We start from the raw sequence: 25,530 nt of genomic DNA, 5'->3' as shown, positions 1-25,530 counted from the left end.
ACGCCCGGGACCGTTGTCCACAGGGCCTCTTCCCGTGAAGACCAGCATCCCCGTGCGCTGTTTCCGCCCGGCGGTCCAACACGTCACCCCCTCGCCGATGAGTTCCCCGCGCCCGACCGGTCCGTACATGTGAACGAATCAGATCGTTCGACCCCTGACCGAGGAACGGACCCCCATGAACCCGACACCATCGCTCCGCCGGACGGCGGAACCACGGGCCACCAGACGTGAGTGGCTCGGGCTCGGTGTGCTCGCTTTGCCCACACTGCTGCTGTCCCTGGACATGAGCGTGCTGTACCTCGCACTTCCACACCTGGCCGCCGACCTGCGGCCCACCGGCGCGCAGACCCTGTGGATCATGGACGTGTACGGGTTCATGATCGCCGGGTTCCTCATCACCATGGGCACCCTCGGAGACCGGCTCGGGCGCCGCCGACTCCTGATGATCGGAGCCGCCGTCTTCGGGCTGGCCTCCGTGGCGGCCGCCTTCTCCAGCAGCGCCGAGACGCTCATCGCCACCCGCACCCTCATGGGGGTGGCCGGGGCCACGCTCATGCCCTCCACTCTGGCCCTGATCAGCAACATGTTCCGCGACCCCGCACAGCGCGCGGTGGCGATCTCGGTATGGACCAGCTGCTTCATGGGCGGGACCGCCATCGGACCACTGGTGGGCGGCCTGTTCCTCCAGTGGTTCTGGTGGGGGTCGGTCTTCCTCCTCGGCGTCCCGGTGATGCTCCTGCTCCTGGTCTGCGCACCCCTGCTCCTGCCCGAGTACCGTGACCCCGGCGCGGGCCGACTGGACCTGTTCAGCGTCGCCCTGTCCCTGGCCGCGATCCTGCCGGTGGTCTACGGGCTGAAGACCGCCGCCGAGGGCGGTTCCGGCCCCGTCTCCCTGATGGCCGTGCTGTTCGGCGCGGCGACGGGGACGTGGTTCGTGCGCAGGCAGCTGCGCCTGCCCGACCCGCTCCTGGACCTCAGCCTGTTCCAGTCGCGCTCCTTCAGCGCGGCGCTGGGGGTCATGCTGGTCGGCGCGGTCGCGATGGGCGGCATGTTCCTCCTGCTCAGCCAGTACCTCCAACTGGTCGCCGGGAACTCCCCGCTGGCCGCCGGTCTCTGGTTGCTCCCCCCGACCCTGGCGATGATCGTCGTCACCATGTTCTGCGCACCCCTGGCCCAGCGGTTCGGCAGGGGCACGGTGATCGGCGGCGGCATGTTCGTCAGCGCCCTCGGCTTCCTGGTGCTGGTGTTCGTCCCCGTCGACGGCGGTAGCGTCCCGGTGGTCCTCGGCCTGCTGCTCACCTCCGTGGGGGTGGGGCCGGGCGCGGCCCTGATCGCGGACATCGTGGTGGGAACCGCGCCCCGGGAGAAGGCCGGTTCGGCGGCGGCCATGTCCGAGACCAGCGGCGAGTTCGGCATCGCGATCGGTGTGGCCGTGCTGGGCAGCCTGGCCGCCGCCGTCTACCGGACCCGGGTGGAGGTCCCCGAGGGCGTCGCGGACCCGGGCGCGGTCGAGGTCGCACGTCAGACCCTCGCGGGGGCCGCCAGCGTGGCCGGGGACCTGCCCGCTCAGCAGGGGGCGGTGCTGCTGGAGTCCGCCCGGGAGGCCTTCACCACGGGCGTCAACATCACCGCCGTGTTCGGTCTGGTCGCGATGGGGTTGTTCGGGGCGCTGGCCCTGTGGCTGCTGCGCGGCGCGGGGGAGTCCGCCCCGTCTCCAGCGGTGCCGGAGAAAGTCGCCCCGAGGTCCGAGGCGACCGATGACTCTCCGGGCGGGGACGGGTCGGTACGGGTGAGGGAACACGACGACACCATCGGGAGGACACCATGAAGCGCCCCAACCTCGACAGCATGCTGCTCGCCAGCACCGACCCGGACCGCCTGCGCGACTGGTACGCCGCCGTCCTGGACCCCGTCAGCAACGACGACATGGACAGCTACCGGGTGCTCCGGTTCGGCACGTTCCACATGCTGATCGACCAGCGTGACGACGTCGGCGCCGAGGCGGCCGACCCCACCCGGATGATCCTCAACTTCGACGTCGGTGACGCCCGCGCCGTCGCCGCGCTCATGGACGAGCGGGGCACCGAGTGGGTGGCGCCGCTGGAGGACCGTGACGGGAGCCTGTTCGCCACCGCCAAGGACCCGGACGGCAACTACGTGCAGATCATCCAGATGAGCGAGGAGGCCCTCGCCGCCATGGAACGCGGTGACCTCGGCGGCTAGGTCCGATCCCGGGCGGACCGTCCCGGTCCGCCCGGAGCCGAGGTACAGAACTTCACGTGCTTGGTTGGCGAGGAGGCCGGGGCGTTCACGCCCGGGAGGAATTCGTCTTGCCTGCTGGATCATGAGCGCGAAGGGCGGTGTGTGGCGGGTTTCGGGGGAGTTTTGTGGTTCCCAGCTGAAGGCCGAGTTCGATCTCTCGGCGCAGCCCGCGGTCCGGGTGATCGGCAAGGTCGCTGACGCCTACACCACCCGTGCCGTGAACCTTCGGTCCGGGAACCTTCGGGCCGGGAACCTGGGCCGGAAGGGATCACCCACCCGCAAACGGGTGGAGGCCACCCCGATCAGCTTCCGCCCGGACGCCGCCCAACCCTTCGACGATCGGTGTGTGTCCTGGCAGATGGACGCCCGCACGGTCTCGATCTGGACCACCCAGGGGCGGTTGAGGAACCTTCCCTTCACCAGCTCCCCGGACCGGCTCAAACTTCTGGCCGAGTACCGCCGGGGTGAGAGTGCCCTGATCTGCCACGGCGGGGCCTGGTTCCTCGCCGCGGTGTGCGAGGTGCCCGAAGAGCCCTTGAACGAAGAACCGGAGGGGTTCGTCGGGGTGGATCCGGGGATCGTGGAGATCGCCGCCACCTCCACTGGCCAGCAACATGCCGGACGGCAGCTGAACCGGTACCGGCGCCGCCAGATGCGGCTTCGCGCCACACTCCAGGCCAAGGGCACCAAGAGCGCCCTACGGGTGCTCAAACGCCAGCGCCGCAAGGAGTCCCGGCGGGCGCGGGATGTGAACCACCGGATTTCGAAGAGCATCGTGGACCAGGCCGAACGCACCGGCCACGGGATCGCCCTGGAGGACCTTCGGGGCATCCGTGGCCGGGTACGGCAGGCCAGGAAACAACGCGCCACGCTGCATGCGTGGAGTTTCGCGCAACTGCGCGACTTCATCACATACAAGGCGCGCAGGGCGGGGGTGCCGGTCGTAGTCGTGGACCCGGCCTACACCTCCCAGACCTGCTCGGAGTGCGCCCACACGTGCAGAGGCAACCGGCCCTCGCGGGCCCGGTTCGTCTGTCGGGGTTGTGGTGTGGTGCTGCACGCCGATGTCAATGCTTCACGCAATCTCGCCCGCCGGGGTGAGGCGGTGTGGACCGCGGGGCGGCAGTCAACCGTCCCCGTGCCCTCCACCTGAGGAGAGTGCTGGACGCGGGAGGTCGGATCCACCTGCCAGGTGGGCGCCTACCTGCAAGCCCATAGATTCAGCCACGGGCAGTTGGCAAAGGAACTACATGGAGCCGTGCGTTCTGTCGTAGGTGGGGCGTAGCGTGACGTCCGTGGCCGAACACACGACTGACCAGGACTTCGAGCGGCTCGTCGCTCCCTACCGACGGGAGCTGTACGCGCACTGCTACCGCATGCTCGGTTCGGCGCACGACGCCGAGGACCTGGTCCAGGAGACGTACCTGCGCGCCTGGAAGGGCTACGACCGCTTCGAGGGCCGCTCCAGCCTGCGTACCTGGCTGCACCGGATCGCGACCACGGCCTGCCTCACCGCGTTGGACAGACGCGGCCGCCGCCCCCTCCCCACCGGACTCGGCGGCCCCACGGACACCCCCGAGGCCGCGCTCGCGGAACACGGCGACGTGCCCTGGCTCGAACCGATGCCGGACGTCCTCGGCGGCCCCGACGACACCACCGACCCGGGCGCGGTGGTGGCCGCGCGTGAGAGCGTGCGGCTCGCCCTGATCGCGGCGCTCCAGTACCTCCCGCCCCGCCAGCGCGGCGTGTTGCTCCTCCGCGACGTGCTCCGCTTCAGCGCGGCGGAGGTCGCCCGGACCCTGGACATCTCCGTCCCGGCGGTGAACAGCCTCCTGCAACGGGCCCGCGCCCAGCTGGGGCGGATCACCCCAGAGGAGGACACCGTCCCCGAGCCCCGTTCCGACCAGCGCGAGACCCTCGACCGCTACGTGGCCGCCTTCGAGACCTACGACATCGGTGCGCTCACTGACCTGTTTACAGCCGAGGCGTCCTTCGAGATGCCTCCGTTCGCCACCTGGGTGCGCGGTGCGGAGAACATCGGGCGGCTCATCGACGCGCACTGCCCGGCCAAGGGGCCCGGGGACCTGGCCCTGGTGCCGACCTCGGCCAACGGGCAGCCCGCGTTCGGCATGTACCTCAGAGGGGAGGACGGCTCGTACCGCGCGTTCGGCATCCACGCCCTGACCCTGGTCGAGGAGGGGATCGGCCACTGCGCGGTCTTCTTCGACACCGCGCTGTTCCGCCTCTTCGGCCTGCCCGCCCTTCACGGTCCCGCGAGCTCGTAGCCGGCCGCCTCCACGGCGGCGCGGACCTCGTCGGCCTCCAGTTCGCGGTCACTGCTGACGGTCACCCGGTCCAGTTCGACCTCCACAGTGACCGAGAGGACGCCCTCGACCCGCTCCAGCTCCTCGGACACCCAGCCCGCGCAGTGCGCGCAGGCCATGCCGAGCACGGTGTAGGTTCGTTCGATCATGCCGGGACCCCGTCCTTCTCCATGCGGGTGAGCGAGTGGGACTCGCGCAGGCGGCCGTCGGGCGTGAACCTGCCGAAGAAGTACACGTCGATCGAGAAGGACTTCCCCCTCATGGTCACGTGCATGGTGTAGCGGGCGGTGAGCAGGTCCCCGTCACTCGTGGCATCGTGCACGTCCATCCTGGACGTGGGCTTGTTCCTGCGAATGGGGCCCAGGTGCGTGATGAGCCTGCTCCGGTCCATGCGGTGGCCGTCGTTGACCTGTTCCATGTCCGGGGTGTGGAACCGGTCGACGATCGTCGCGAGGTCCTCCTCCGTATCGGTGACCGCGCCCCCGAAGTCATCCAGGAAACCGACGATGAACCGCCCGGGGTCGCCTGCGAAGGTGTCCACTGTTCCTCCCTGAGTCCATAACTCTGACTCGATGTAAGATATGCCACCCGTTCAATTCTGACAAGGTGTAAGAGATGTCCCCAGCTCCGAACCGTCGGGCCGACGCGCAGCGCAGCCGGGCCGCGATCCTCGACGCCGCGATCCGCCTCCTCAACGACCAGCCCGAGGCCAGGATGGACACCATCGCGGCCGAGGCCGGGGTCACCCGTCAGACCGTGTACGCCCACTTCCCCTCACGGGCCCAGCTCCGGTCGGCGGCGCTCGACCGGATCACCGAGGAGGCCGTGGCCGCGATGGACGCCGCCGACCTCGACTCCGGGCCCGCCGCCGACGCCCTGCTGCGCCTGGTGGACGCCGCCGCCCAGACCGTCGGCAGGTACCCCCACCTGGTGCTCTGGTCCGACGCCCGGACAGACACCTCCGAGGAGGTCCGGCACGCCCCCGTCGTCGAGCGGCTCAGGAGGGTGATCCACCGGGGACAGCTCGCCGGAGAGTTCGACGACACGCTTCCCACCGACTGGCTGGTCTCGGTCGTCATCGCGGTCGGTCACGTCGAGGCCGAAACCGAGGAGGAGACCCACCGGGCGCGGCACACCACGCTCCTCCGTGTCCTCGGCCACCAAGGGCCCGTGTGACCAGGGGCCCAGTCCGATTCGTCCCGCCCACTGGCACAAAGGGCTCCCGAACGCGACTACCGTGCTGATGGGCCGTGTCAGTGCGCGGCCCTCCTTCTGACCATTTCTCCCACCCGCGGCAGCGGGCAGCCAGATGGGAAACGTGTGAACAGCACCCATGACCGATCGCCCCGGAACCTGCGCCTCATCGTGACCGGAGGGGGTACGGGAGGCCACACCTACCCCGCACTGACCGCGGTCAACGCTCTGCGGGCCCGCCTGGAGTCGACCGGCAACTCCCTCGAGGTGCTGTGGGTGGGCGCGGCGGACAGCCTCGAGCAGCGCGTGGCCACCAGCAACGGCATCGCCTTCGAGTCGGTGGCCACCGGCAAGATTCGCCGGTCCAAGAACCCGATCAAGATGGTCTCCCCGGCCAACGTCAAGGACATGACCAACGTTCCCCGAGGCGTGGCGCAGGCCCGGTCGCTGGTGTCCGACTTCGCGCCCGACGTGGTCCTGGCCACCGGCGGATACGTCGCCGTGCCCGTCGGCCTGGCCGCGCGCATGTGCCGCCGCCCCCTCGTGGTGCACGAGCAGACCGTCCGCCTCGGCCTGGCCAACAAGGTCCTCGCCCGCGCCGGCGCCCAGATCGCCGTGTCCGCGCAGTCCTCCGTGGCGCTGCTGCCCGAGGGTTCCCAGGACACCGCCGTGGTGACGGGTAACCCCGTGCGCCCCGAGGTCCTCACCGGCCAGCCGGAACTCGCGGCCAAGGGCCTGGGCTTCGCCGGGTACGACCCCGAGCTGCCCACCGTCTACGTGACCGGCGGCGCCCAGGGTTCGGCGCAGATCAACACCAACGTCAGCGACATCCTCCCGTGGCTGCTCACCAGGGCCAACGTCGTTCACCAGTGCGGTGCGAACAACGTCGACGCCCTCCGTGAGAGCGCCCGGGCTCTGGACCCGGCCCTCGCCCGGCGGTATCACCTGACCGCCTTCGTCGGCCCGGAACTCCCCGACGTCCTGGCCCTCGCCGACGTGGTGATCTCCCGCAGCGGAGCCGGAACCATCGCCGAACTCACCGCCCTCGGCAAGGCCGCGGTGTTCATCCCGCTGGCCTCCTCGGCGGGGAACGAGCAGGCGCACAACGCCCGCCACCTCCAGGAGTCCGGCGCCGCAGTGGCCCTCCTCGGTGAGGTCAACCCGGCCAACCTCCAGGCCGCCGTCGAGCCGCTGCTCGCGGATCCGGCCACCCGCGAGGCCATCGCCTCCCAGGCTCGTTCCAAGGGCATGCCCGACGCCGCCGAACGCCTCGTCGACGTCCTCCTCACCGCCGCCAACTGAGCCATTTCCTGAAACATGTCTCCATTCATGCAGAAGAATCACGTTCGTCCATGGAAATCACCAGTGTCCAACTTTCGAGAAGTTGGAAAAACGACCCCTTGTCACTGGTAAGTTCCCTGTTCAAGAAGTCTGCTCCCCGCGCACGCGGGGATGGACCCCGCAGGCGGAGCAAGGACGGCTCGTGGTCCAGCTGCTCCCCGTGCACGCGGGGATGTTCTGGCAAGCGGTGTTTGTGTCGCGCGAGGCAACCCCGCTCCCAGGGTGTGCAGATCTGGGTCTCCGTACCATGGAAGTGTCTGTGTTGTGCGGGATATGCTCAATTTTCATTGGCCACATCCGGTTTGCGGGAAAGGTCGATTCCCGTTCTGGATTGTCGTCAGGAGCCGTTTAGATATCTCCCATGACCTCCTCTGTTCCTTCCCAGCCCTGGAAGGACCACCTCTCCGCAGCGGCGCGACGCGTGTGGGCCAAGCACGACTTCGACTCCGACGGCTGGCTCCCCCTGTACCGGCACATGGCCGACAGCGCCTTCGTTGCGGGCAGACTCTGGGACGAATGGCTTCCTGACCAGGTCCGGCATCTCGTCGGTGCTGCACTTCCCAACGGTGCGGCGGACGCCCGCCTGCTCGCGGTCTGGCTCGCCGCCACCCACGACATCGGGAAGGCGACTCCCGCCTTCGCCTGCCAGGTCGAACACCTCGCGGACGACATGCGCGCGCACGGCCTCGACATGCCGCTCCAGAAGCAGATGACAGACCGCAACCTCGCCCCGCACGGCCTCGCGGGCCAGCTCCTCCTCCGAGAGTGGCTGGCGCAACAGCACGGCTGGCGGGAACGCGACACCAACCAGTTCACGGTGATCGCCGGAGGCCACCACGGCATTCCGCCGAGCAACACGGCCATCGCTGCCCTGGACAACCGTCCCGATCTTCTGCGCGCACCTGGCAGCGCGGACGCCTGGTACACCGTCCAGACGGAGCTCCTGGACACGGCTGCCCGTGTGACCGGTGCGGCCGAGCGACTCTCGGACTGGCGAACCGCCAAACTCCCGCAGACCGCTCAGGTCCTGCTCACCGCATTGGTCATCACCGCCGACTGGATCGCGAGCAACGCGGAGTACTTCCCCTACTTCCCCGGAGAACGCGGCAACGACCCCGAGCGCTCCGAACAGGCCTGGAGACTCCTCGACCTGCCCCGGCCCTGGACACCCCGTGAGCCCCGGGGAACGGCCACGGAGCTGTTCGCCGCGCGCTTCGCTCTCCCCGCCGGAGCCGTCGTGCGTCCGGTCCAGGAGGAGGCAGTCGAGGCCGCCCGTGCCATGTCCGGCCCCGGACTGGTGGTGATCGAAGCTCCTATGGGGGAGGGCAAGACCGAGGCGGCCCTGGCCGTCGCCGAGATCCTGGGCTCCTACACCGGTGCGGGCGGATGCTTCGTCGCCCTTCCGACCATGGCCACGAGCAACGCCATGTTCTCCCGCTTCACCCACTGGCTGGAGCGTCTGCCCGGCATGCCCGAGGAAGCGGCCTCGATCTTCCTCGCGCACTCCAAGGCGCACCTCAACAAGGAGTTCTCCGGCTACCTCGGTGGCGGACCCCGCCTGGCCACTGACACCGACCGCGACTCGGGAAATGCTCCCGGAAGCGCCGCGCTGGTCGCGCACCGCTGGCTGCGCGGACGCAAGAAGGGCATGCTGTCCTCCTTCTCCGTCGGCACCGTCGACCAGCTCCTGTTCACCAGCCTCAAGAGCAAGCACCTGGCGCTGCGCCACCTCGCGTTGGCGGGCAAGGTCGTCGTGATCGACGAGGCCCACGCCTATGACACGTACATGAACACCTACCTGGATCGGGCCCTGTCCTGGCTCGGCAGGTACGGGGTTCCCGTCGTCGTGCTGTCCGCCACCCTCCCGGCCCGGCGCAGGCGTGAGCTCGCGCTGGCCTACACGGGGGAACGACGGGGGAGCGACCCGACCGAAGAGGCTATGGGGCGGGTTGGGGAGGCGGAGGCATATCCACTGATCACCACGGCCGAGCCCGGCGCGGCACCCCGCCTGTACACCCCCGCCGCTTCCGGCCGATCGACTGACGTCCTCATCGAACCCCTCGGTGACGACCTCGCCACCCTCGCTGCCCGCCTGGAGACGGAACTGGCCGAGGGCGGCTGTGCCCTGGTCATCCGCAACACCGTCACCCGGGTGCACGAGGCCGCCGCCCACCTACGCGACCAGTTCGGTGACGCCGCGGTGACCGTCGCCCACTCCCGCTTCCTCGATCTTGATCGGGCCGCCCGGGACGAACAGCTCCTGAGCGAGTACGGACCTCCCCCGAAGGTCGCCGAACTTGGCGGGGTCCGCCCCGCCCGCCGCATCGTGGTCGCCAGCCAGGTCGTCGAGCAGTCCCTGGACGTTGACTTCGACCTGTTGGTCACCGATCTTGCCCCCGTCGACCTGGTACTCCAACGCATGGGCCGCTTGCACCGCCACCTCCGGGGCGACGGACAGAGCCAGCGCCCCTCCGGGCTCCGCACGGCGCGGTGCCTGGTCACCGGCGTGGACTGGGACCAGAGCCCACCCCGTCCGGTTCGCGGATCGCGCACTGTCTACGGCGAGTACCCACTCCTCCGCTCGCTCGCCGCGCTCCGGCCCCACCTCGAAGCGACGACCGACGACGAGCGAACTCTCCGGCTGCCCGACGACATCAGCCCACTGGTCCAGGACGCCTACCACCAGACCGACGACCATTCCGACATCGCTCCGGCGAGCTGGTCCGCGGCATTGGACGAGGCCCACACCGTCCAGGAGACCCAACACGCTGACAAGGCCGTGCGGGCCCGCGCGTTCCTGCTCGACCCGGCGGCCCGGGACGGCCGTGCGGTGATCGGCTGGGTGGACGCCGGAGTCGGGGAGGCCGACGACAGCCAGAGCGGTAAGGCCCAGGTCCGGGACACCGGGGAGAGCCTGGAGGTCCTGGTGGCCAGGCGCAACGCCGACGGATCCCTGACCACGGTCCCCTGGCTCACCGAGGGGCGTGGAGGCCTGCCACTGCCCCCGGACTCGGTGCCCACTGCCAAGGCCGCGCGAGCGCTCGCCGCGAGTGGCCTGCGTCTGCCCTACCAGTTCACGGTCACCGGAGCGATGATCGACCGCACCATCGCTGACCTGGAGACCGATCTGATCGTGGCCTGGCAGACCAAGGAGGCCCACTGGGTCGCGGGGGAGCTGGTCCTGTTCCTGGACGAGGACAACCGCGCCGAACTGGCCGGACACACGCTGCGCTACACCGAATCCGACGGCCTGGAGGTCACCCGTGCACCATGAGGCGCCCACAGCCGTGGCGACATCCGAATCAGGGTCCTCGCCCCCGCGCTGTTTCGACCTCACCCGCAGTCCCTGGATCCCGGTACTGCGCATGGACGGCAGCGAGGTCGAACTGTCCCTGACCGAGGTCTTCGAGCAGGCCGAGTCGGTGCGCCGGTTGGTCGGCGACGTCCCCACCCAGGACTTCGCGCTGCTCCGCCTCCTTCTGGCGATTCTGCACGACGTGCTCGACGGTCCGCGGGAGGTCGAGCAATGGGGCGAACTCTGGGACGACGGACTGCCGGTCGCGGAGCTGCGCGCCTACCTCGACACTCACCGGGGACGGTTCGACCTCCTGCACCCGCGGACCCCCTTCCTCCAGGTGGCGGATCTGCACACCAGCAAGGGCGAGTACTCGGCGCTGGACCGGATCGTCGCCGACGTTCCCAACGGCTCACGGTTCTTCACCATGCGCGCCCATGGCGCCCGACGGCTCGACTTCGCCGAGGCCGCCCGCTGGGTGGTGCACGCGCACGCCTACGATTCCTCCGGTATCAAATCCGGTGCCGAGGGCGACCCTCGCGTGAAGGGCGGCAAGGGGTACCCGCAGGGTGTGGGCTGGGCGGGCCACCTGGGCGGGGTGTACGCGGAGGGCGACAACCTCCGGCAGACCCTCCTGCTCAACCTCATCTCCTTCGACACCGCCAACCTGGACGTTGACCGGGAACCGGGGCGAGACCGGCCCGCCTGGGCACACCCTCCCGTCACCGCCGCACCGCTGGAGGGCGCCGCCGCCGTGTCCCGCCCTCATGGGCTACGCGATCTCTACACCTGGCAGACGCGCCGCATGCGCCTGCATCACGACGCGGAGGGCGTCCACGGTGTCCTGCTCGCCTACGGCGATCCGCTCACCCCCCGCAACATGCAGCTGCGCGAACCCATGTCGGCCTGGCGCCGCAGCCCCGCCCAGGAGAAGAAGCTCCGTGAGGCCACCGTCTACCTCCCCCGTGAGCACGACCCGTCGCGAGCCGCCTGGCGCGGCCTGGGCGCGCTCGTGACCGGGAAGGTCCGAGGCGCCGAACAGCGTCAGGAGGCGGCCGACCAGGTGCGCCCCCGCGTCCTGGAGTGGATCGCCCGCCTCACCGTCGACAGCTACCTCCCGCGCGGCCACCTCCTGCGGGTCCGACTGGCCGGGGCGGTCTACGGCACCCAGCAGTCGGTCGTCGACGAGATCGTGGACGACTCCGTGGCCATTCCCGTGATCCTGCTCCACAGGGACCATTCGCATCTCGCCCAGGTGGCGGTGACGGCGGTCGGCGACGCCGAGGACGCCGTCACCGCGCTGGGTGACCTGGCCACGGGACTGGCGCACGCGGCGGGGGCCGACGGTGACGGCCCCCGGGCCACCGCCCGCGACCGCGGCTTCGGAGAACTGGACGGCCTCTTCCGCGCCTGGCTACGCGACCTGGCCCCGCTGCGGGAGGAGGAAGCCGACACCGAATCCCGCCTGGACGACCCGCACTACAGCAGGGGGCAGCACGGTCAGTGGCAGCGGACCGTACGCGACACCGTTTCCCGCCTCGGCGACGAGCTCATCGAGTCCGCGAGTGAGGCCTCCTGGGAAGGGCGCGTCCTCGACGCCAAGGGCGGCCCGTTCTGGCTCAACACCTCCAGCGCCGACCTGCGTTTCCGTAGAGCACTGCGCAAAGCCCTGCCCCTGACCGTCCCCGTCACGGGCTCCGAGAACACGGAGGAAGAACAGTGACCACAGCGAGCGCCACCGACTACGTCCCCGACCTCAGAGAGGTCGGTGAGGCCGTCGACGAGCGTATCCGCCAGCTCCAGGCCGGATACCTCCGGGATCACCCCGACGCGGTCGCCACTCTGGCCAAACTGCGTCGCGGAGCGGGCAGGACCATCGACGAGGTGCCGGAGCTGGTCGGAGTCACCATCGACCACCGCTTCTACGAGACCTTCCACGTCAACGATCCGCGCACGCCCGACGCGGAGTCCGCCGTGCACGAGGCCCTCACGCTCTACGCCCTCCATCAGCAGTCCAAACGTGAGAAGGGCATGCACCGGCGAGGGAGGGACTTCGGCGGAGCCGTCCGACGCCTCATGCCGTCCGGCGACATCGACGAACCCCTGCGCAAGCGGTTCGTCCAGGCCCAGACCGCGAGCAGTCGCAGCACCCGCCTGGACCGGCTGCGCGGGATCGTGCAGCTCATGCGAGCCGAGGACGTTCCGCTCGACTACGGGCTTCTCGCGGACCAGCTCCACGACACCCGCACCGTGGCGGGAGCCGAGCGGGTGCGCCGCGCCTGGGGGCGCGGCTTCCAGGCGTACCGCCCGAGCAGGTCCGAGCCCACGCCGGAGGGTGACGAGACCGGAACCGACCCCGCCGAGTAACCGCCGATGGCGGGGTCAGCTCCGGACCCCGCCATCGGCGACACGACCCCCAACCCTCCTGTTCGCGCCACGCGCCGAACACACACCGACCAAACGAGGACACACCCATGAGCCGGACCATTCTCGACGTGCACGTGTTGCAGACCGTGCCGCCCAGCAACCTCAACCGTGACGACACCGGTGCCCCCAAGACCGCCGTCTACGGCGGTGTACGCCGCTCCCGGGTCTCCAGCCAGGCCTGGAAGCGTGCCACGCGGCTCGCCTTCGACGCCCTGCTCGACCCCCAGGACCTGGGCACCCGCACCAAGCGCGTCGCGGAACTGATCGCCGCCCGCATCCGGGAGATCGACCCCTCCATCGAAGAGAGCGAGGCGCTCACCCTGGCGGCCGAGACCGTCCAGGCCGCCACCGGTTCCAAGATCGAGCCGCCCAAGCGCAAGGTCGACGCCGCGAAGAAGAACGGTGAGGCGGCCCCCGCCCCCGAGTCCGCCTACCTGATGTTCCTCAGCGCCCGCCAGCGCGACGGTCTCGCCCGGCTCGCCGTTGACGGCAGGGACGACATCAAGGCCTTCCTCAAGGAGAAGGACAACAAGGCGCGCGCCAAGACCGTCGCCGACACCCTGCACTCGGTGGACATCGCCCTGTTCGGTCGTATGGTCGCTGACGGCGCCGACATCAACGTGGACGCCGCCGCCCAGGTCGCGCACGCCATCAGCGTGCACGCGGTGGAGAACGAGTCGGACTACTACACGGCCGTCGACGACAGGAACCCGGAGGAGGAGACCGGCGCGGGCATGATCGGGACCGTCGAGTTCAACTCCTCCACCCTCTACCGTTACGCGGCGGTCGACGTGGACCTGCTCCGGAGGAACCTGGGGGAGGGGCTGCGTGAGGACGAGCCCGTCACCGAACCGCTGCGCCGCGCCGTGGAGGCGTTCGTGCGCGGGTTCGTGGAGTCCCTGCCCACCGGCAAGATCAACACCTTCGGCAACCACACCCTGCCCGACGCGGTCGTCGTCAAGCTGCGCAGCCAGCGGCCGATCAGCTTCGTGGGGGCCTTCGAGGAGCCGGTCGGGGCCGAGACCGGTCACGTGGCACAGGCCAGCGCCCGCCTCGCGGAGTACGTGCCGGAGGTGGAGCGGGCCTTCGGGGCCGCTGACGACGTCGACACCTGGGTGGTGCGGGTGGGGGACCGGACCGCCAAGCTCTCCGGGCTGGGTGCCGACGTGACCCTTCCCGAACTCCTTGAGCAGGTCGGCTCCGCCGTCGCCCGGCGGCAGGCCCCGAAGTGAGTGCCTCCGCCCTGGGGGCCGCCGGATCGCTCACCCTGCCCCTGGTCCTGGCGGGGCCGCTCCAGGCCTGGGGATCCTCCTCCCGATTCTCGCGGCGCGGTACCGAGAACGCGCCCACCAAGAGCGGTGTGCTCGGGCTTCTCGCCGCCTCCCTCGGACGTGACCGGACAGAGGATCTGGCCGATCTGGCGTCGCTGCGATTCGGTGTGCGGGTGGACCAGCCCGGTACCCGAGTACGGGACTACCAGACCGCGCACCACCTGGTCACCGGTGTGTCCATGCCGGTCTCCGAACGCTTCTACCTTTCCGACGCGGTGTTCGTGGCGGCGGTGGAAGGCGCCCCCGAGCTGATCGTCGAACTGTACGAGGCGGTGCGCGCGCCCGTGTACCTCCCCTATCTGGGCAGACGGTCCTGCCCGCCCTCGCGGCCCGTCGAACTGGGCGAGCCGGTGCGGAGTCCGCTGGAGGACGTCCTGCGCGACCAGCCCTGGCAGGCTTCCGAGTGGTACCGGAAGCGGCGCGGACGGCGTGAGGGGGCGGAGATCGCACTCTCCACTCTCGTGGACGCGGCATCCGGGGACGGCCCGGCCGATTCCCTGCGTGACCTCCCACTCAGCTTCGACCCGAGACACCGCCGGTACGGCCTGCGAGCGGTCCGAGCCGATTCGGTCAGCGTCTCCAACCCGATCCCGGGGCGGCGCGTGAAGGTCGCGCCTGCCCACGATCCCCTGTCCGCGCTGGGAGACCCCTGATGCATCTCACCCGTTTCCGCTTCAACACGCATCGGCCCGGAACACGCAGGCTGTTGTCCTCGCCGCAGGCACTGCACGCCGCCGTGATGGGCGGGTTTCCCGACCTGCTGCCCAGCGCCGCCTCTGCCAGCGACCCGCTGGCCGGGATCGCGGGACCCGTCAGCCGGACCGGCAGTGACGGAGGCAGGCCGCGAGTCCTGTGGCGTTTGGATCGCAACGCCAGTGCGGAGGTGCTCCTCTACGTGGTGAGCCCCAGCAGGCCCGAGCTCACCCACCTGGTGGAGCAGGCCGGCTGGCCCCAGGCAGAAGAGGGGCCGGGGTGGCAGACACTCGACTACAGCGGGTTCCTGTCCCGGCTGGAGACCGGACAGACCTGGGCGTTCCGGTTGACGGCCAACCCGGTGCACAGCATCAGGCGCAAGGACGGGGAGGAGACCAAGCCCACCGCGCACGTCACCCCCCGGCACCAGGCCGGGTGGCTGCTGAAACGGCAGGAGAAGTGCGGGTTCGAGGTGCTGCGCGCCGCAGGTGCTGACCCGGCTCTGCCGGAAATGGATGGCTACGAACTACTGGTTCACGACCGCAACAGCGCGGGCTTCGACAAACCCGACCCGAGGCCCGAGCGGAAGGGGAAACGGATGCGGGTGCCCGTGGTGACCGCGACCTTCGACGGGAGACTGACCGTCACCGATCCCGACGCGCTGCGCCAGGCCCTGAGCGCGGGTATCGGCCGTGCCAAGGCGTACGGATGCGGTCTCATGACCCTGGCCCCGGTGGGTGAACGGTGACGACGGTCGGGAGGAGGCGGACGCCCTCACCACGTGAGCTGACCCGGATGAAGGACCGGGTGTCGTTCGTCTACCTGGAGCGGTGCGTGGTGCACCGGGAGGACAACGCCATCACGGCTGAGGACGGGGACGGCACGAGGTACATACCCGGAGCGACCATCGGGACCCTTCTCCTGGGGCCTGGGACCACCGTGACCCAGGCTGCGATGAAGGTCCTTGGGGAGTGCGGAGCCAGCGTCGTCTGGGTGGGTGAGCATGGGGTCCGCTTCTACGCGGCGGGGCGAGGGCTGACGACCTCGTCCCGGATGGTGGAGGCACAGGCTGCTGCATGGGCCAACCGTCAACGTCGGCTGGACGTCGCACGGGCGATGTACAGGATGCGCTTCCCGGACCTGGACGTGGAGGCCTTCAGCCGCCAGCAGTTGCTCGGCAAGGAAAGCGGCCGAGTGAGGAAGTGCTATCAGGCTGAGTCGGAACGTACCGGGGTGACCTGGAAGGGGCGCAAGTACAAACCTGGTCAACATGACATGTCCGACGCGCCGAACAAGGGGATCACCTCCGCGGCACAGTGTCTCTACGGGGTGGCGCACACGGTGACGGTCGCTCTGGGATGCAGCCCCGGGTTGGGTTTCGTGCACTCGGGGCACGATCGGGGGTTCGTGATGGACATCGCGGACCTCTACAAGGTGGAGATCGGGATACCGGTGGCTTTTGATGCCGCTGCGCAGGGTGATGACGACGTTGATGGGGTGACCCGGAGACTTCTGCGGGATCGGATCAACGAGGAGGGCCTGCTCGACAGGTGTGTCCGGGACGTCAGGAAGCTTCTTCTCGGGGACGCGAGCTGCGAAGAGTCAGACGAGGACTCGGTCGGCCTCGTTGGTGACGATGGGCAGCTGTTGGAGGCTGGGAGGCACCATCCTGACGAGGTGGTGTGGTGACGGTCATCGTTCTGGCCAAATGTCCCAAGGGACTGAGGGGCTTCCTCAGCCGTTGGCTTATGGAGATCTCTGCGGGCGTGTTCATCGGCAATCCCTCTCACAGGGTTAGGGAAGCGCTGTGGGCTGAGGTCCGGGAGTACGCGAACAACGGTCGGGCGCTGCTCGTGTACGGGAACGACTCGGAACAGGGGTTCGCCTTCGACACGTTCGAGCATGATTGGGAGCCCAGGGACCACGAGGGGCTGGTGCTGATGCATCGCCCCAAGAATCCAACCCGCAGAAGTCCGGCCACTACTCCCAAGGCCGGTTGGAGCAAGGCTGCCCAGCGGAGAAGGTTCGGGAATCGATGAGCCACAAGGTGCCTATGGGGTTTTTGTCTTTGGTGTCCAAATTCCGAGAAGTTGGAAAAACGACCTTTTGCCACTGGTAAGTTTCCTGGTCAAAAAGTCTGCTCCCCGCGCACGCGGGGATGGACCCGAGATGTTGGCCAGGCGCTTGAAGAACTTCTCCTGCTCCCCGCGCACGCGGGGATGGGAACGGCCTGCTTGACTGGGGCGGTCAAGGTAGGGGGAAGTTGTGGGCGGTCGGGTTTGGTGGGTGGCGGGTCTCTCCCTGCTGCTCGCGGGGTGTGGTGCTGAGGTCCTACCGGAGGGCGGGGCCGACTACCAGTTGGGCGGTGCCTACCCGCCGCCGGACGGGGTGACCACGGTGGTGCGTGACTCCACGGCGGAGCCGGTGCCGGGAATCTATTCGGTCTGTTACGTCAACGGCTTCCAGACGCAGCCCGGGGAGCTGGACTTCTGGCTCGGAACCGATCTGTTGCTGCTGGACGAGGGCGGGGAACCGGTCGCGGATCCGGGATGGCCCGACGAGATGCTCCTGGACACCTCGACGGAGGAGAAACGGGGGCGGATCGCGGAGATCCTGGGGGAGACCATCGACCGCTGCTCTGAGGCGGGGTTCGACGCCGTCGAGTTCGACAACCTGGACTCCTACCTGCGGTCGAACGGGGCGCTGACCGTGGACGACAACCTGGCGCTGGCCGAGGAGATCGTCGGGTTGGCACACGAGGGCGGGCTCGACGCCGGGCAGAAGAACGCGGCCGAGGTGGCCCAGCAGGGCAGGGACGAGGCCGGGTTCGACTTCGCGGTCGCCGAGTCCTGTGCGGCGTGGGCGGAGTGCCCCGCCTACACGGACGTCTACGGGAGCGACGTGATCGCCGTCGAATACCCCGGGGACCTGGACGACGCCGGGACCAACTTCGACGTGGAGTGCGAGAATCCCGACGTGCCGTCCAGGTTCGTGCTGCGGGACCTCGACCTGGTCGAGCCCGGGGACCCCGAGTACGTGTACGCGGAGTGCTAGCCGAAGGCGGCGGCTTCCAGGCTCAGCCCGATCAGTGGTCGGCCGTGGAGTCTGTCCCGGGGTGGTCGTAGGCCGTCACCCCCGGGAGCTGAAGTTGGTTGAGGTCAAGACAAGGAGGGCTGGATGAGTTTCCCCGGCACGCTGGACCACCTCGTGTACGCGGTGCCCGATCTCGAGGAGGCGGTCACCGACTTCGCCCGGTGGAGCGGGGTGACGCCCGCCCGCGGCGGTTCGCACCCGGTGGGGTCGGCCAACGCCCTGGTGGCGCTGACCGTGGAAGGTCGGCGCGCGCCCTACTACCTGGAGATCGTCGGCCCCGATCCCGAGCAGGTGGGGCCGGTGCGTGTCTTCGGGCTGGCCGACCTGGACCGTCCCCACCTGGCGACCTTCGCGGTGCGCGTCGACGGTGACCTGGAGACCGTCGTCGAGCGGGCCCGAGCGGTGGGCCACGATCCCGGTGACGTGGATCCGTGGTCCCGGACCACTCCGGACGGAACCGTGCTGCGGTGGCTTCTGGCCAAGCGGGAGCCCGACGAGTACCCGGCGCCGGTGCCGTTCCTCATCGACTGGGGGCGGACCCCGCAGCCCGGTCTGGGAGACCTGCCCTCGCTCGAACTGCTGGCCCTGCGCGCGGAGCACCCCGATCCGGAGTCGCTGGCGCCCGCCTTGGAGGCGTTGGGTGTCGACCTCGACCTCCGCCGGGGGCCGCGGCCCCTGTTGGAGGCGGACCTGCTCGGTCCGCGAGGTCTTCTCGTCCTGCGCTGACCAACGGGGGAACCCGGATTCCCCCATCTCTTCCCAGCCGTCGTTTTCGACCCACTCATGTCGGGTACCGCAGCACCCACATCCCCCCGCCGTAACCGACGAACAGGGGAGCACATGCCGCAGGCCCAGCACACGCCCGCTGACCGGGAGGGCGCACGGTGAGCGGCTGGAAGGTACCCCTCGCGCTGGCCGGACTCCGGTGGGTGTGGTCCCGCCGCAAGCGGGCGCCCGAGCCCGAGCCCGGGAACCACGGGGAACTCCTCCTCTGGGGCGCGGCCGGGGCCGCTCTCGGGGTCGGCGCCTCGGCGCTGTCCGAACGCCGTCGATCCGGGCTGATGAACGGCAAGGTCGTGCTGATCACCGGCGGCTCCCGGGGACTCGGCCTCCAGCTGGCCCGCGAGTTCGGCGCCAGCGGGGCCTCCGTGGTGATCTGCGCGCGCGGCCAGGAGGGCCTGGACCGCGCGGTGGCCGAGCTCTCCGGCAGGGGAGTGCGGGCGCACGGCGTGGTCTGCGACGTCACCGACGCGGACGCGGTCGAGGACCTGCTCGACGAGGCCGAACGGCACTTCGGCCGTCTGGACGCGGTGGTCAACTCGGCCGGGATCATGCGAGTGGGCCCTCAGGAGACCCTCACGGAGGACCACTTCCGGCAGGCCATGGACGTCATGTTCTGGGGCCCGTTCCACCTGTCCCGAGCGGCGGTGGACCGCCTGCGTCGCACCCGGGGCACCATCGTCAACATCACCTCGATCGGCGCCTACCTGTCCGTGCCGCACCTGCTGCCCTACTCCACCGCCAAGCACGCCTGGGCCGCGCTGTCCGAGGGCATGGCGGCGGAGACCGCCGGCAGCGGCGTGCGGGTGACCACCGTGGTGCCCGGGCTGATGCGCACCGGCTCCCACCGGGGCGTGGTCTTCACCGGGGACCCCGAACGCGAGTACGCGTGGTTCGCGCTGGCCGCCGGGCTGCCCCTGGTGAGCGTGAGCGCCGAACACGCGGCCCGGCGCATCGTGCGCGCCACGGCCCGGCGCCGGGGCTTCCTCGTGATCTCCCCCATGGCCCGGGCGGGGATGGCGGTGCACGGTGTCGCGCCCGGACTCACCCAGGGGGCGATGCGGCTGGTCGGCCGACTGCTGCCCGACGCGCCCCGGCACGTGGAGGAGCGCCCCGGCTCCGAGGCGGGTCAGAGCAGGCTGGGACGCCTGGTCGGCGCCGTCACGGTGCTCAACGAGCGGGCGGGCCGCCGCATGAACCAGCGCTCCCGAGTCGAACGGATCTCCCAACGGAACGAGGAGGACACCCTATGAGTGAGAACTCCGCCCCGACACAGCGGCAACCCGACCCCATGCCGCCGGACCCCTTCCCTCCGGCGCCGATGCCGCCCGAGCCCGTGCCGCCGGAGCCGAGCCCGACCCCGGTCCCCGAACCGGGCCCCATGCCGGTTCCCGAGCCGCCCGGACCCGAGCCCCAGCCCGAACCCGCCTGAGCGGCGGCTCCGGGGCGTGCCCGACCGGGTACTCCCCGGAGCAGATGATCACCATGGGTCACCACTCTTGACGTCTGAGCGACCGGAGCCTAGCTTCTTCAGATAACACTCCTTCCGGATCCGGACCGCGTGAACCCCCTCGCGCGGCGCCGGTCCGTACCCCGCTGGAGGTCCTCCATGGCGCGTCACCGCTCCACCCCCCGCAGACACCCCTTCAGGACCCTCGGGATCACCGCTCTGGGAGCGCTCCTGATGGGCGCCGCCCTGTTCCCGGGCGGCTCCACGGACGAGGTCGCCCCCGTCTCCGACGAGACCGCGCTCAGCGCGGTCGACGAGCACGGGCAGCTCCGGGTGTGCGGCCTCAAGCTCTGCGACGAGAGCGGCCAGCCGATCCAACTCACCGGTATGAGCTCGCACGGGCTCCAGTGGTACGACCAGTGTCTGACGGACGCCTCGCTCGACGCCCTGGCCCAGGACTGGCGGGCCGACGTCCTGCGGGTGTCCATGTACATCCAGGAGGGCGGATACGAGACCGACCCGCGCGGCTTCACCGACCGGGTGCACGAGCTCATCGAGGAGGGCACCGCTCGCGGCCTCTACGTGATCGTCGACTGGCACATGCTCACGCCCGGCGACCCGAACCACAACACGGACCGCGCGAAGGAGTTCTTCGCCGAGATCGCCGCCGAGCACGCCGACAAGGACAACGTCCTCTACGAGATCGCCAACGAACCCAACGGGGTCTCCTGGAACTCGGTGAAGGGCTACTCCGAGGAGGTCATCCCGGTGATCCGGGCGCAGGACCCCGAGGCGGTCGTGCTGGTGGGCACGCGCGCCTGGTCCTCACTGGGCGTCTCGGAGGGCTCGGACCACTCCGAGATCGTGGACAACCCGGTGGACGCCGACAACATCATGTACGTCTACCACTTCTACGCCGCCTCGCACAGCGGCGGGCACTTCGACGTCTTCCGTGAGGCCGCCCAGGAGCTGCCCCTGTTCGTGACCGAGTTCGGCACCCAGGAGCACACCGGTGACGGTCCCAACGACTTCGCCGCCGCCCAGGCCTACCTCGACTTCATGGCCGAAGAGCAGATCAGCTGGGTGAACTGGAACTTCTCGGACGACTTCCGCTCCGGCGCGGTCTTCGAGACCGGCACCTGCGACGCGGGCGGGCCGTTCACCGGCACCGACTCGCTGAAGCCCGCGGGGGAGTGGATCCGCGACCAGATCCGCACCAGCGGACTGTCCGCCTGACCGGCCCGGGTCCCGGGGGAGCCCCCGGGACCCGGTGCGTCAGCTCGGCGGAACGGTGGACACGCTCAGCTGGTCCTCACCGTCCACGTCGACCACCACCTGGTCGCCGGGGAGCACCTGGCGGTCCAGCACCATGCGGGAGAGCCGGTTGCCCACGTTGCGCTGGATGGTCCTGGCCAGGGGGCGTGCGCCGAACTCCGGCTGGTAGCCGCGTCGGGACAGCCAGTCGATGGCCTCGTCGGTGAAGCGCACCTGGATGTCCTGGGCGCGCAGCCGCTCCTCGGTCCCCTCCAGCATGAGCGTCGTGATCTGCCTGATCTCGTCCTCGCCCAGCTGCTTGAAGACGATGATCTCGTCCACCCGGTTCAGGAACTCCGGGCGGAACTCCTCCTTCAGACGGCGCATCACCCGGCGCTCGGTGTCGGGGTCCATCTGCCCGTCCGAGGTGAAGCCCATCGGGCCGCCGCCGGTGATGGCCTCCGAGCCCAGGTTGCTCGTCATGATGACCACCGTGTTCCGGAAGTCCACGGTCCGGCCCTGTCCGTCGGTGAGCCGACCGTCGTCCAGGAGCTGCAACAGGAGGTTGAACACGTCCGGGTGGGCCTTCTCGATCTCGTCGAGCAGCAGCACCGAGTACGGGTGGCGGCGGACCGCCTCGGTCAGCTGCCCCGCCTCCTCGTAGCCCACGAACCCGGGCGGCGCCCCCGTGAGCCTGCTGGTGGTGTGCCGTTCCTGGAACTCGCTCATGTCGATCCGGACCATGGCCTCCTCGGCCCCGAACAGCGCCTCCGCCAGGGCCCGGGCCAGTTCCGTCTTGCCCACGCCGGTCGGCCCCAGGAACAGGAAGCTGCCCACGGGCCGGTCCGGGTCGCCGAGCCCGGCGCGGTTGCGGCGGATCGCCTCCGAGACGGCGGTGACCGCCTCGTTCTGGCCGACCACGCGGTCGTGCAGCACCTCCTCCAGGTTGACCAGCCGCTCCCGCTCCTCCTGGGTCAGCTGGGCCACCGGGATGCCGGTGCTACGTGAGACCACCTCGGCGATGTCGGCCGGGCTCACCTCGGGCACCGCCGAACCGGTGCCGCGCGCCTGGTGCACCTCGCTCTTGGACGCGTTGATCTCGTCGCGCAGGGCCGAGGCCCGCTCGTAGTCCTCGTCCTGCACCGCCCGGTCCTTGCGTTCCTCCAGCTCCTTGAGCTTGCGTTCCAGGTCGCGCAGGGCCGAGCTGGAGGTCTTCAGACGCAACCGGACCCTGGCTCCGGCCTGGTCGACGAGGTCGATGGCCTTGTCGGGCAGGAACCGGTCGGTGACGTAGCGGTCGGAGAGCTCCGCCGCAGCCACGAGGCTGTCGTCGCTGAACCTCACCTGGTGGTGCGCCTCGTAGCGGTCCCGGAGGCCGCGCAGGATCTCGACGGTGTCCTGGACGGACGGCTCGGGCACCTGGATCGGCTGGAACCGGCGTTCCAGGGCCGCGTCCTTCTCGATGTTCTTGCGGTACTCGTCGACGGTGGTCGCGCCGATGATGTGCAGTTCCCCCCGGGCCAGCGCGGGTTTGAGCATGTTCCCGGCGCTGGTCGACCCCTCGGAGGCACCCGCCCCGACCAGGGTGTGGATCTCGTCGATGAAGATCAGCAGCTCGTCCGAACGCGCGCGGATCTCGTCCACGATGGCGTTGAGCCGTTCCTCGAAGTCGCCCCGGTACCGGGTGCCCGCGACGATGCCGGACAGGTCGAGCTGGACCAGCCGACGGCCGCGCAGGGTCTCGGGGACGTCGTCGTCGAAGATGCGCTGGGCGATGCCCTCCACGATGGCGGTCTTGCCCACGCCCGGGTCACCGATGAGCACCGGGTTGTTCTTGCGCCGTCGCGCCAGCACCTCGATGCACTGTTCGACCTCGTCCTCACGGCCGATCACCGGGTCCAGGCGCCCCTCCCGGGCGAGCGCGGTCATGTCGGTGCCGAACTCGTCCAGCTGCGGGGTGTCGGAGGGCGCGGTCTCGCCCTGTTCGCTCGGCGGCACCGCCCCGGCGGCCTTCTGAAGCGCCTGCGGGGTGATCCCGGAGTCGCGCAGGAGTTGGCCGACCGGTGCGCCGGGGTTGACCGCCAGCGCGAACAGCAGGTGTTCGGGCGTGATGCTGGTGCTGCCGGTGGCGCGGGCGATCTGGAGGGAGTCGAGGAAGGCGCGCTTGGCGGCGGGCGTGAGCCGGGGGGAGCCACCGCGCGCCGCCCGGGGCGTCTGGGCGACGGCCTGGTCGACCACGTCCCCCAGCGGGGCCAGGTCCGTGTCGGTGCGGCCCAGCAGTTCACGGATCGGCGGGTAGCGCAGGAGCGACCACAGCAGGTGGACGGAGTCGACGTCGGCCCCGCCGCTCTCCAGGGTGCGGCGGACCGCCGAGTCGGCCACCCTCTGCGCCTCGGGGTCCATCAGTTTGGAGAGGTCGACGCGGCGGACGGGCCCCCGTGACCCGCTGAGGAACCGCGCGAGGAACTCGTCGAAGGAGCCCGGGTCGTCACCCGGGCCGTCGGGAAGGTCGGTGCTCATGTCGTGTCGTCCCCCGTGGTGTTGACGGACGGGCGGTGCGGTGGCCCGTCGGAGTCGCACAATCACCCTAAGTGAAACCACCTGAATCGGGCGGTACCACCCGCGCATGGGGAGGGTTCGGCTGATCCCTGGCCAGGGTCGGCGGGGGAGTGCTAGCCTCGAAACGATTCCCTACTTTTCCAGTCGGCTTTCTGTGTAAAGGGGCGTTCGTTGAGCACCGACACCACCCGGATCCGGTCCTGGTCCTTCGAGACCCAGCAGATCCACGCCGGGGCCGAGCCCGACCCCGCGACCCTCGCGCGGGCCACCCCGATCTACCAGACCACCTCGTACGTCTTCCGGGACAGCCAGCACGGCGCGGACCTGTTCAGCCTGGCCGAGCCCGGCAACATCTACACCCGCATCGGCAACCCCACCCAGGACGTCCTCGAACAGCGCGTCGCCGCCCTGGAGGGCGGTGTGGGGGCGGTCGCCTTCGCCTCCGGTTCGGCCGCCGTCACCGCGGCGCTGCTCAACCTGGTCGGCGCGGGTGACCACCTGGTCGCCAGCTCGCTGCTGTACGGCGGCACCTACAACCTCCTCCACCACACGCTGCCCAAACTCGGCGTCCAGGTGTCCTTCGTCGAGGACCAGGACGACCCCGACTCGTGGCGCGCCGCCACCCGCCCCGAGACCAAGCTCTACTTCGCGGAGACCCTCGCCAACCCCGGCGGCAACGTCCTGGACGTGCGCGCGGTGGCCGACACCGCCCACGAGACCGGCGTCCCGCTGATCGTCGACAACACCGTGCCCACCCCCTACCTGCTGCGTCCCATCGACTTCGGCGCCGACGTCGTCGTGCACTCCGCCACCAAGTACCTCGGCGGGCACGGCACCACCGTCGCCGGGGCGGTCGTGGACGCGGGCAGCTTCGACTTCGGCGCGCACGGGGACCGCTTCCCCGGATTCGTGGAGCCCGACCCCAGCTACCACGGGCTCAGGTACTGGGACGCGCTCGGCCCCGGCGCCTACGCCGCCAAGCTCCGTGTCCAACTGCTGCGCGACACCGGCGCCGCCATCGCCCCGCTCAACTCCTTCCTCGTGTTGCAGGGAGTGGAGACCCTCTCACTGCGGATCGACCGCCACGCCAGCAACACCCAGGCGCTGGCCGAGTGGTTGGAGGCGCGGGACGAGGTCGAACGCGTCCACTACGCGGGCCTGCCCTCCAGCCCCTTCCACACCCTGGCCCGGAAGTACCTGCCCCGGGGTGCGGGGGCGGTCCTGTCCTTCGAGCTGCGCGGGGGAGTGGACGCCGGACGGGCCTTCGTCGACGGCACCGAACTGTTCAGCCAGCTCGTCAACATCGGTGACGTGCGCAGCCTCATCGTGCACCCGGCCAGCACCACCCACAGCCAGCTCGCCCCCGAGGAACAGGTCACCGCGGGGGTCACGCCCGGGCTGGTCCGGCTGGCGGTGGGCCTGGAACACGTCGACGACCTGCGCGCGGATCTCGAACTCGGCTTCCGCGCCGCCAAGGCGCACCAGTGACCGGTCGTCCGCGACCGGCGGGTCCGGCCCGTCCGCGCC

At 70.0% G+C, this 25,530-nt stretch carries 23 protein-coding genes; 20 read left to right on the top strand and 3 right to left on the bottom strand.

Features of this window, described 5'->3' with window-relative positions:
* The first annotated feature begins 175 nt into the window (after positions 1 to 175).
* The 4 genes from AC0VYL_RS17775 to AC0VYL_RS17760 all read left to right on the top strand — a co-directional run bounded on the left by AC0VYL_RS17775 (position 176) and on the right by AC0VYL_RS17760 (position 4,547).
* The gene (locus AC0VYL_RS17775) at positions 176 to 1,828 is read left to right on the top strand and encodes an MFS transporter (RefSeq protein ID WP_475480907.1); all 1,653 of its coding nucleotides are present in this window, start codon (positions 176 to 178) and stop codon (positions 1,826 to 1,828) included.
* Positions 1,825 to 2,223 carry a VOC family protein gene (locus AC0VYL_RS17770; protein ID WP_475480906.1) on the top strand — a complete coding sequence of 133 codons (399 nt, stop codon included), beginning with the start codon at positions 1,825 to 1,827 and terminating at the stop codon, positions 2,221 to 2,223. Before AC0VYL_RS17775 ends, AC0VYL_RS17770 begins: the two co-directional genes overlap by 4 nt.
* 121 nt (positions 2,224 to 2,344) lie before the next feature.
* The gene (locus AC0VYL_RS17765) at positions 2,345 to 3,415 is read left to right on the top strand and encodes an RNA-guided endonuclease InsQ/TnpB family protein (protein WP_475480905.1); all 1,071 of its coding nucleotides are present in this window, start codon (positions 2,345 to 2,347) and stop codon (positions 3,413 to 3,415) included.
* Positions 3,416 to 3,548: 133 nt separating this feature from the next.
* Complete coding sequence (locus tag AC0VYL_RS17760; protein WP_475480904.1) at positions 3,549 to 4,547, top strand: sigma-70 family RNA polymerase sigma factor; 999 nt, start codon at positions 3,549 to 3,551, stop codon at positions 4,545 to 4,547.
* Here the strand turns inward: AC0VYL_RS17760 and AC0VYL_RS17755 are convergent.
* Complete coding sequence (locus AC0VYL_RS17755) at positions 4,526 to 4,735, bottom strand: heavy-metal-associated domain-containing protein (RefSeq protein WP_475480903.1); 210 nt, start codon at positions 4,733 to 4,735, stop codon at positions 4,526 to 4,528. The genes AC0VYL_RS17760 and AC0VYL_RS17755 overlap by 22 nt on opposite strands.
* A complete protein-coding gene (locus tag AC0VYL_RS17750; protein WP_475480902.1) occupies positions 4,732 to 5,127 on the bottom strand; it encodes a nuclear transport factor 2 family protein in 396 nt (131 codons plus the stop codon). The genes AC0VYL_RS17755 and AC0VYL_RS17750 overlap by 4 nt, the downstream gene beginning before the upstream one ends.
* Before the next feature lie 74 nt (positions 5,128 to 5,201).
* Here AC0VYL_RS17750 and AC0VYL_RS17745 point away from each other — a divergent pair, with 74 nt between their 5' ends.
* The 15 genes from AC0VYL_RS17745 (at position 5,202) to AC0VYL_RS17675 (ending at position 21,426) form a co-directional block, all read left to right on the top strand.
* Positions 5,202 to 5,762, top strand: a complete 561-nt coding sequence (locus tag AC0VYL_RS17745) for a TetR/AcrR family transcriptional regulator (RefSeq protein ID WP_475480901.1) — start codon at positions 5,202 to 5,204, stop codon at positions 5,760 to 5,762.
* 144 nt (positions 5,763 to 5,906) lie between these two features.
* The gene (locus AC0VYL_RS17740) at positions 5,907 to 7,082 is read left to right on the top strand and encodes a UDP-N-acetylglucosamine--N-acetylmuramyl-(pentapeptide) pyrophosphoryl-undecaprenol N-acetylglucosamine transferase (protein ID WP_475454207.1); all 1,176 of its coding nucleotides are present in this window, start codon (positions 5,907 to 5,909) and stop codon (positions 7,080 to 7,082) included.
* Between the two features lie 400 nt (positions 7,083 to 7,482).
* Positions 7,483 to 10,395, top strand: a complete 2,913-nt coding sequence (cas3, locus tag AC0VYL_RS17735) for a CRISPR-associated helicase Cas3' (RefSeq protein ID WP_475480900.1) — start codon at positions 7,483 to 7,485, stop codon at positions 10,393 to 10,395.
* Between the two features lie 13 nt (positions 10,396 to 10,408).
* Positions 10,409 to 12,139, top strand: a complete 1,731-nt coding sequence (gene casA, locus AC0VYL_RS17730; RefSeq protein ID WP_475480899.1) for a type I-E CRISPR-associated protein Cse1/CasA — start codon at positions 10,409 to 10,411, stop codon at positions 12,137 to 12,139.
* Positions 12,136 to 12,783, top strand: coding sequence for a type I-E CRISPR-associated protein Cse2/CasB (casB, locus tag AC0VYL_RS17725; RefSeq protein ID WP_475480898.1), 648 nt, complete (start codon positions 12,136 to 12,138; stop codon positions 12,781 to 12,783). The genes casA and casB overlap by 4 nt, the downstream gene beginning before the upstream one ends.
* 107 nt (positions 12,784 to 12,890) lie before the next feature.
* Positions 12,891 to 14,075 (top strand): type I-E CRISPR-associated protein Cas7/Cse4/CasC, encoded by a 1,185-nt coding sequence (gene cas7e, locus AC0VYL_RS17720; RefSeq protein WP_475480897.1) that lies wholly within the window; start codon positions 12,891 to 12,893, stop codon positions 14,073 to 14,075.
* The gene (gene cas5e / locus AC0VYL_RS17715) at positions 14,072 to 14,827 is read left to right on the top strand and encodes a type I-E CRISPR-associated protein Cas5/CasD (protein WP_475480896.1); all 756 of its coding nucleotides are present in this window, start codon (positions 14,072 to 14,074) and stop codon (positions 14,825 to 14,827) included. The genes cas7e and cas5e overlap by 4 nt, the downstream gene beginning before the upstream one ends.
* Positions 14,827 to 15,615 (top strand): type I-E CRISPR-associated protein Cas6/Cse3/CasE, encoded by a 789-nt coding sequence (gene cas6e / locus AC0VYL_RS17710; protein WP_475480895.1) that lies wholly within the window; start codon positions 14,827 to 14,829, stop codon positions 15,613 to 15,615. Before cas5e ends, cas6e begins: the two co-directional genes overlap by 1 nt.
* Positions 15,612 to 16,556 carry a type I-E CRISPR-associated endonuclease Cas1e gene (gene cas1e / locus AC0VYL_RS17705; protein ID WP_475480894.1) on the top strand — a complete coding sequence of 315 codons (945 nt, stop codon included), beginning with the start codon at positions 15,612 to 15,614 and terminating at the stop codon, positions 16,554 to 16,556. Before cas6e ends, cas1e begins: the two co-directional genes overlap by 4 nt.
* Positions 16,553 to 16,906, top strand: a complete 354-nt coding sequence (gene cas2e / locus AC0VYL_RS17700; protein ID WP_475480893.1) for a type I-E CRISPR-associated endoribonuclease Cas2e — start codon at positions 16,553 to 16,555, stop codon at positions 16,904 to 16,906. Before cas1e ends, cas2e begins: the two co-directional genes overlap by 4 nt.
* Before the next feature lie 247 nt (positions 16,907 to 17,153).
* A complete protein-coding gene (locus AC0VYL_RS17695; protein WP_475480892.1) occupies positions 17,154 to 17,921 on the top strand; it encodes an endo alpha-1,4 polygalactosaminidase in 768 nt (255 codons plus the stop codon).
* A gap of 123 nt (positions 17,922 to 18,044) precedes the next feature.
* Positions 18,045 to 18,686, top strand: coding sequence for a VOC family protein (locus AC0VYL_RS17690; RefSeq protein WP_475480891.1), 642 nt, complete (start codon positions 18,045 to 18,047; stop codon positions 18,684 to 18,686).
* A 158-nt stretch (positions 18,687 to 18,844) separates the two neighbouring features.
* Positions 18,845 to 19,993, top strand: coding sequence for an SDR family NAD(P)-dependent oxidoreductase (locus AC0VYL_RS17685; RefSeq protein ID WP_475480890.1), 1,149 nt, complete (start codon positions 18,845 to 18,847; stop codon positions 19,991 to 19,993).
* Positions 19,990 to 20,172 carry a hypothetical protein gene (locus AC0VYL_RS17680; protein WP_475480889.1) on the top strand — a complete coding sequence of 61 codons (183 nt, stop codon included), beginning with the start codon at positions 19,990 to 19,992 and terminating at the stop codon, positions 20,170 to 20,172. The genes AC0VYL_RS17685 and AC0VYL_RS17680 overlap by 4 nt, the downstream gene beginning before the upstream one ends.
* 177 nt (positions 20,173 to 20,349) lie before the next feature.
* On the top strand, positions 20,350 to 21,426 hold the full coding sequence (locus AC0VYL_RS17675) for a glycoside hydrolase family 5 protein (protein ID WP_475454196.1): 1,077 nt from the start codon (positions 20,350 to 20,352) through the stop codon (positions 21,424 to 21,426).
* Between the two features lie 39 nt (positions 21,427 to 21,465).
* Here AC0VYL_RS17675 and AC0VYL_RS17670 read toward each other — a convergent pair whose 3' ends face one another.
* Entirely contained in the window at positions 21,466 to 23,964 is a 2,499-nt protein-coding gene (locus AC0VYL_RS17670; protein WP_475454194.1) for an ATP-dependent Clp protease ATP-binding subunit, read from the bottom strand.
* Between the two features lie 210 nt (positions 23,965 to 24,174).
* Between AC0VYL_RS17670 and AC0VYL_RS17665 the strand changes: the two genes are divergently transcribed.
* On the top strand, positions 24,175 to 25,491 hold the full coding sequence (locus AC0VYL_RS17665; RefSeq protein WP_475480888.1) for a bifunctional o-acetylhomoserine/o-acetylserine sulfhydrylase: 1,317 nt from the start codon (positions 24,175 to 24,177) through the stop codon (positions 25,489 to 25,491).
* The last annotated feature ends 39 nt before the right edge of the window (positions 25,492 to 25,530 follow it).

It is taken from the genome of Nocardiopsis sp. iso_238, from assembly GCF_056173325.1.
The sequence above is the reverse complement of the archived record's forward strand: the minus strand, read 5'-3'. Positions and strand labels throughout refer to the sequence as shown.

Bases quoted from the DNA above. Each gene is read 5' to 3' on its own strand.
- AC0VYL_RS17775 (WP_475480907.1), top strand. From the start codon at position 176: ATGAACCCGACACCATCGCTCCGCCGGACGGCGGAACCACGGGCCACC.
- cas6e (WP_475480895.1), top strand. From the start codon at position 14,827: ATGCATCTCACCCGTTTCCGCTTCAACACGCATCGGCCCGGAACACGC.
- cas7e (WP_475480897.1), top strand. From the start codon at position 12,891: ATGAGCCGGACCATTCTCGACGTGCACGTGTTGCAGACCGTGCCGCCC.
- AC0VYL_RS17745 (WP_475480901.1), top strand. From the start codon at position 5,202: ATGTCCCCAGCTCCGAACCGTCGGGCCGACGCGCAGCGCAGCCGGGCC.
- AC0VYL_RS17690 (WP_475480891.1), top strand. From the start codon at position 18,045: ATGAGTTTCCCCGGCACGCTGGACCACCTCGTGTACGCGGTGCCCGAT.
- AC0VYL_RS17675 (WP_475454196.1), top strand. From the start codon at position 20,350: ATGGCGCGTCACCGCTCCACCCCCCGCAGACACCCCTTCAGGACCCTC.
- AC0VYL_RS17770 (WP_475480906.1), top strand. From the start codon at position 1,825: ATGAAGCGCCCCAACCTCGACAGCATGCTGCTCGCCAGCACCGACCCG.
- AC0VYL_RS17680 (WP_475480889.1), top strand. From the start codon at position 19,990: ATGAGTGAGAACTCCGCCCCGACACAGCGGCAACCCGACCCCATGCCG.
- AC0VYL_RS17670 (WP_475454194.1), bottom strand. From the start codon at position 23,964: ATGAGCACCGACCTTCCCGACGGCCCGGGTGACGACCCGGGCTCCTTC.
- AC0VYL_RS17755 (WP_475480903.1), bottom strand. From the start codon at position 4,735: ATGATCGAACGAACCTACACCGTGCTCGGCATGGCCTGCGCGCACTGC.
- AC0VYL_RS17765 (WP_475480905.1), top strand. From the start codon at position 2,345: ATGAGCGCGAAGGGCGGTGTGTGGCGGGTTTCGGGGGAGTTTTGTGGT.
- cas3 (WP_475480900.1), top strand. From the start codon at position 7,483: ATGACCTCCTCTGTTCCTTCCCAGCCCTGGAAGGACCACCTCTCCGCA.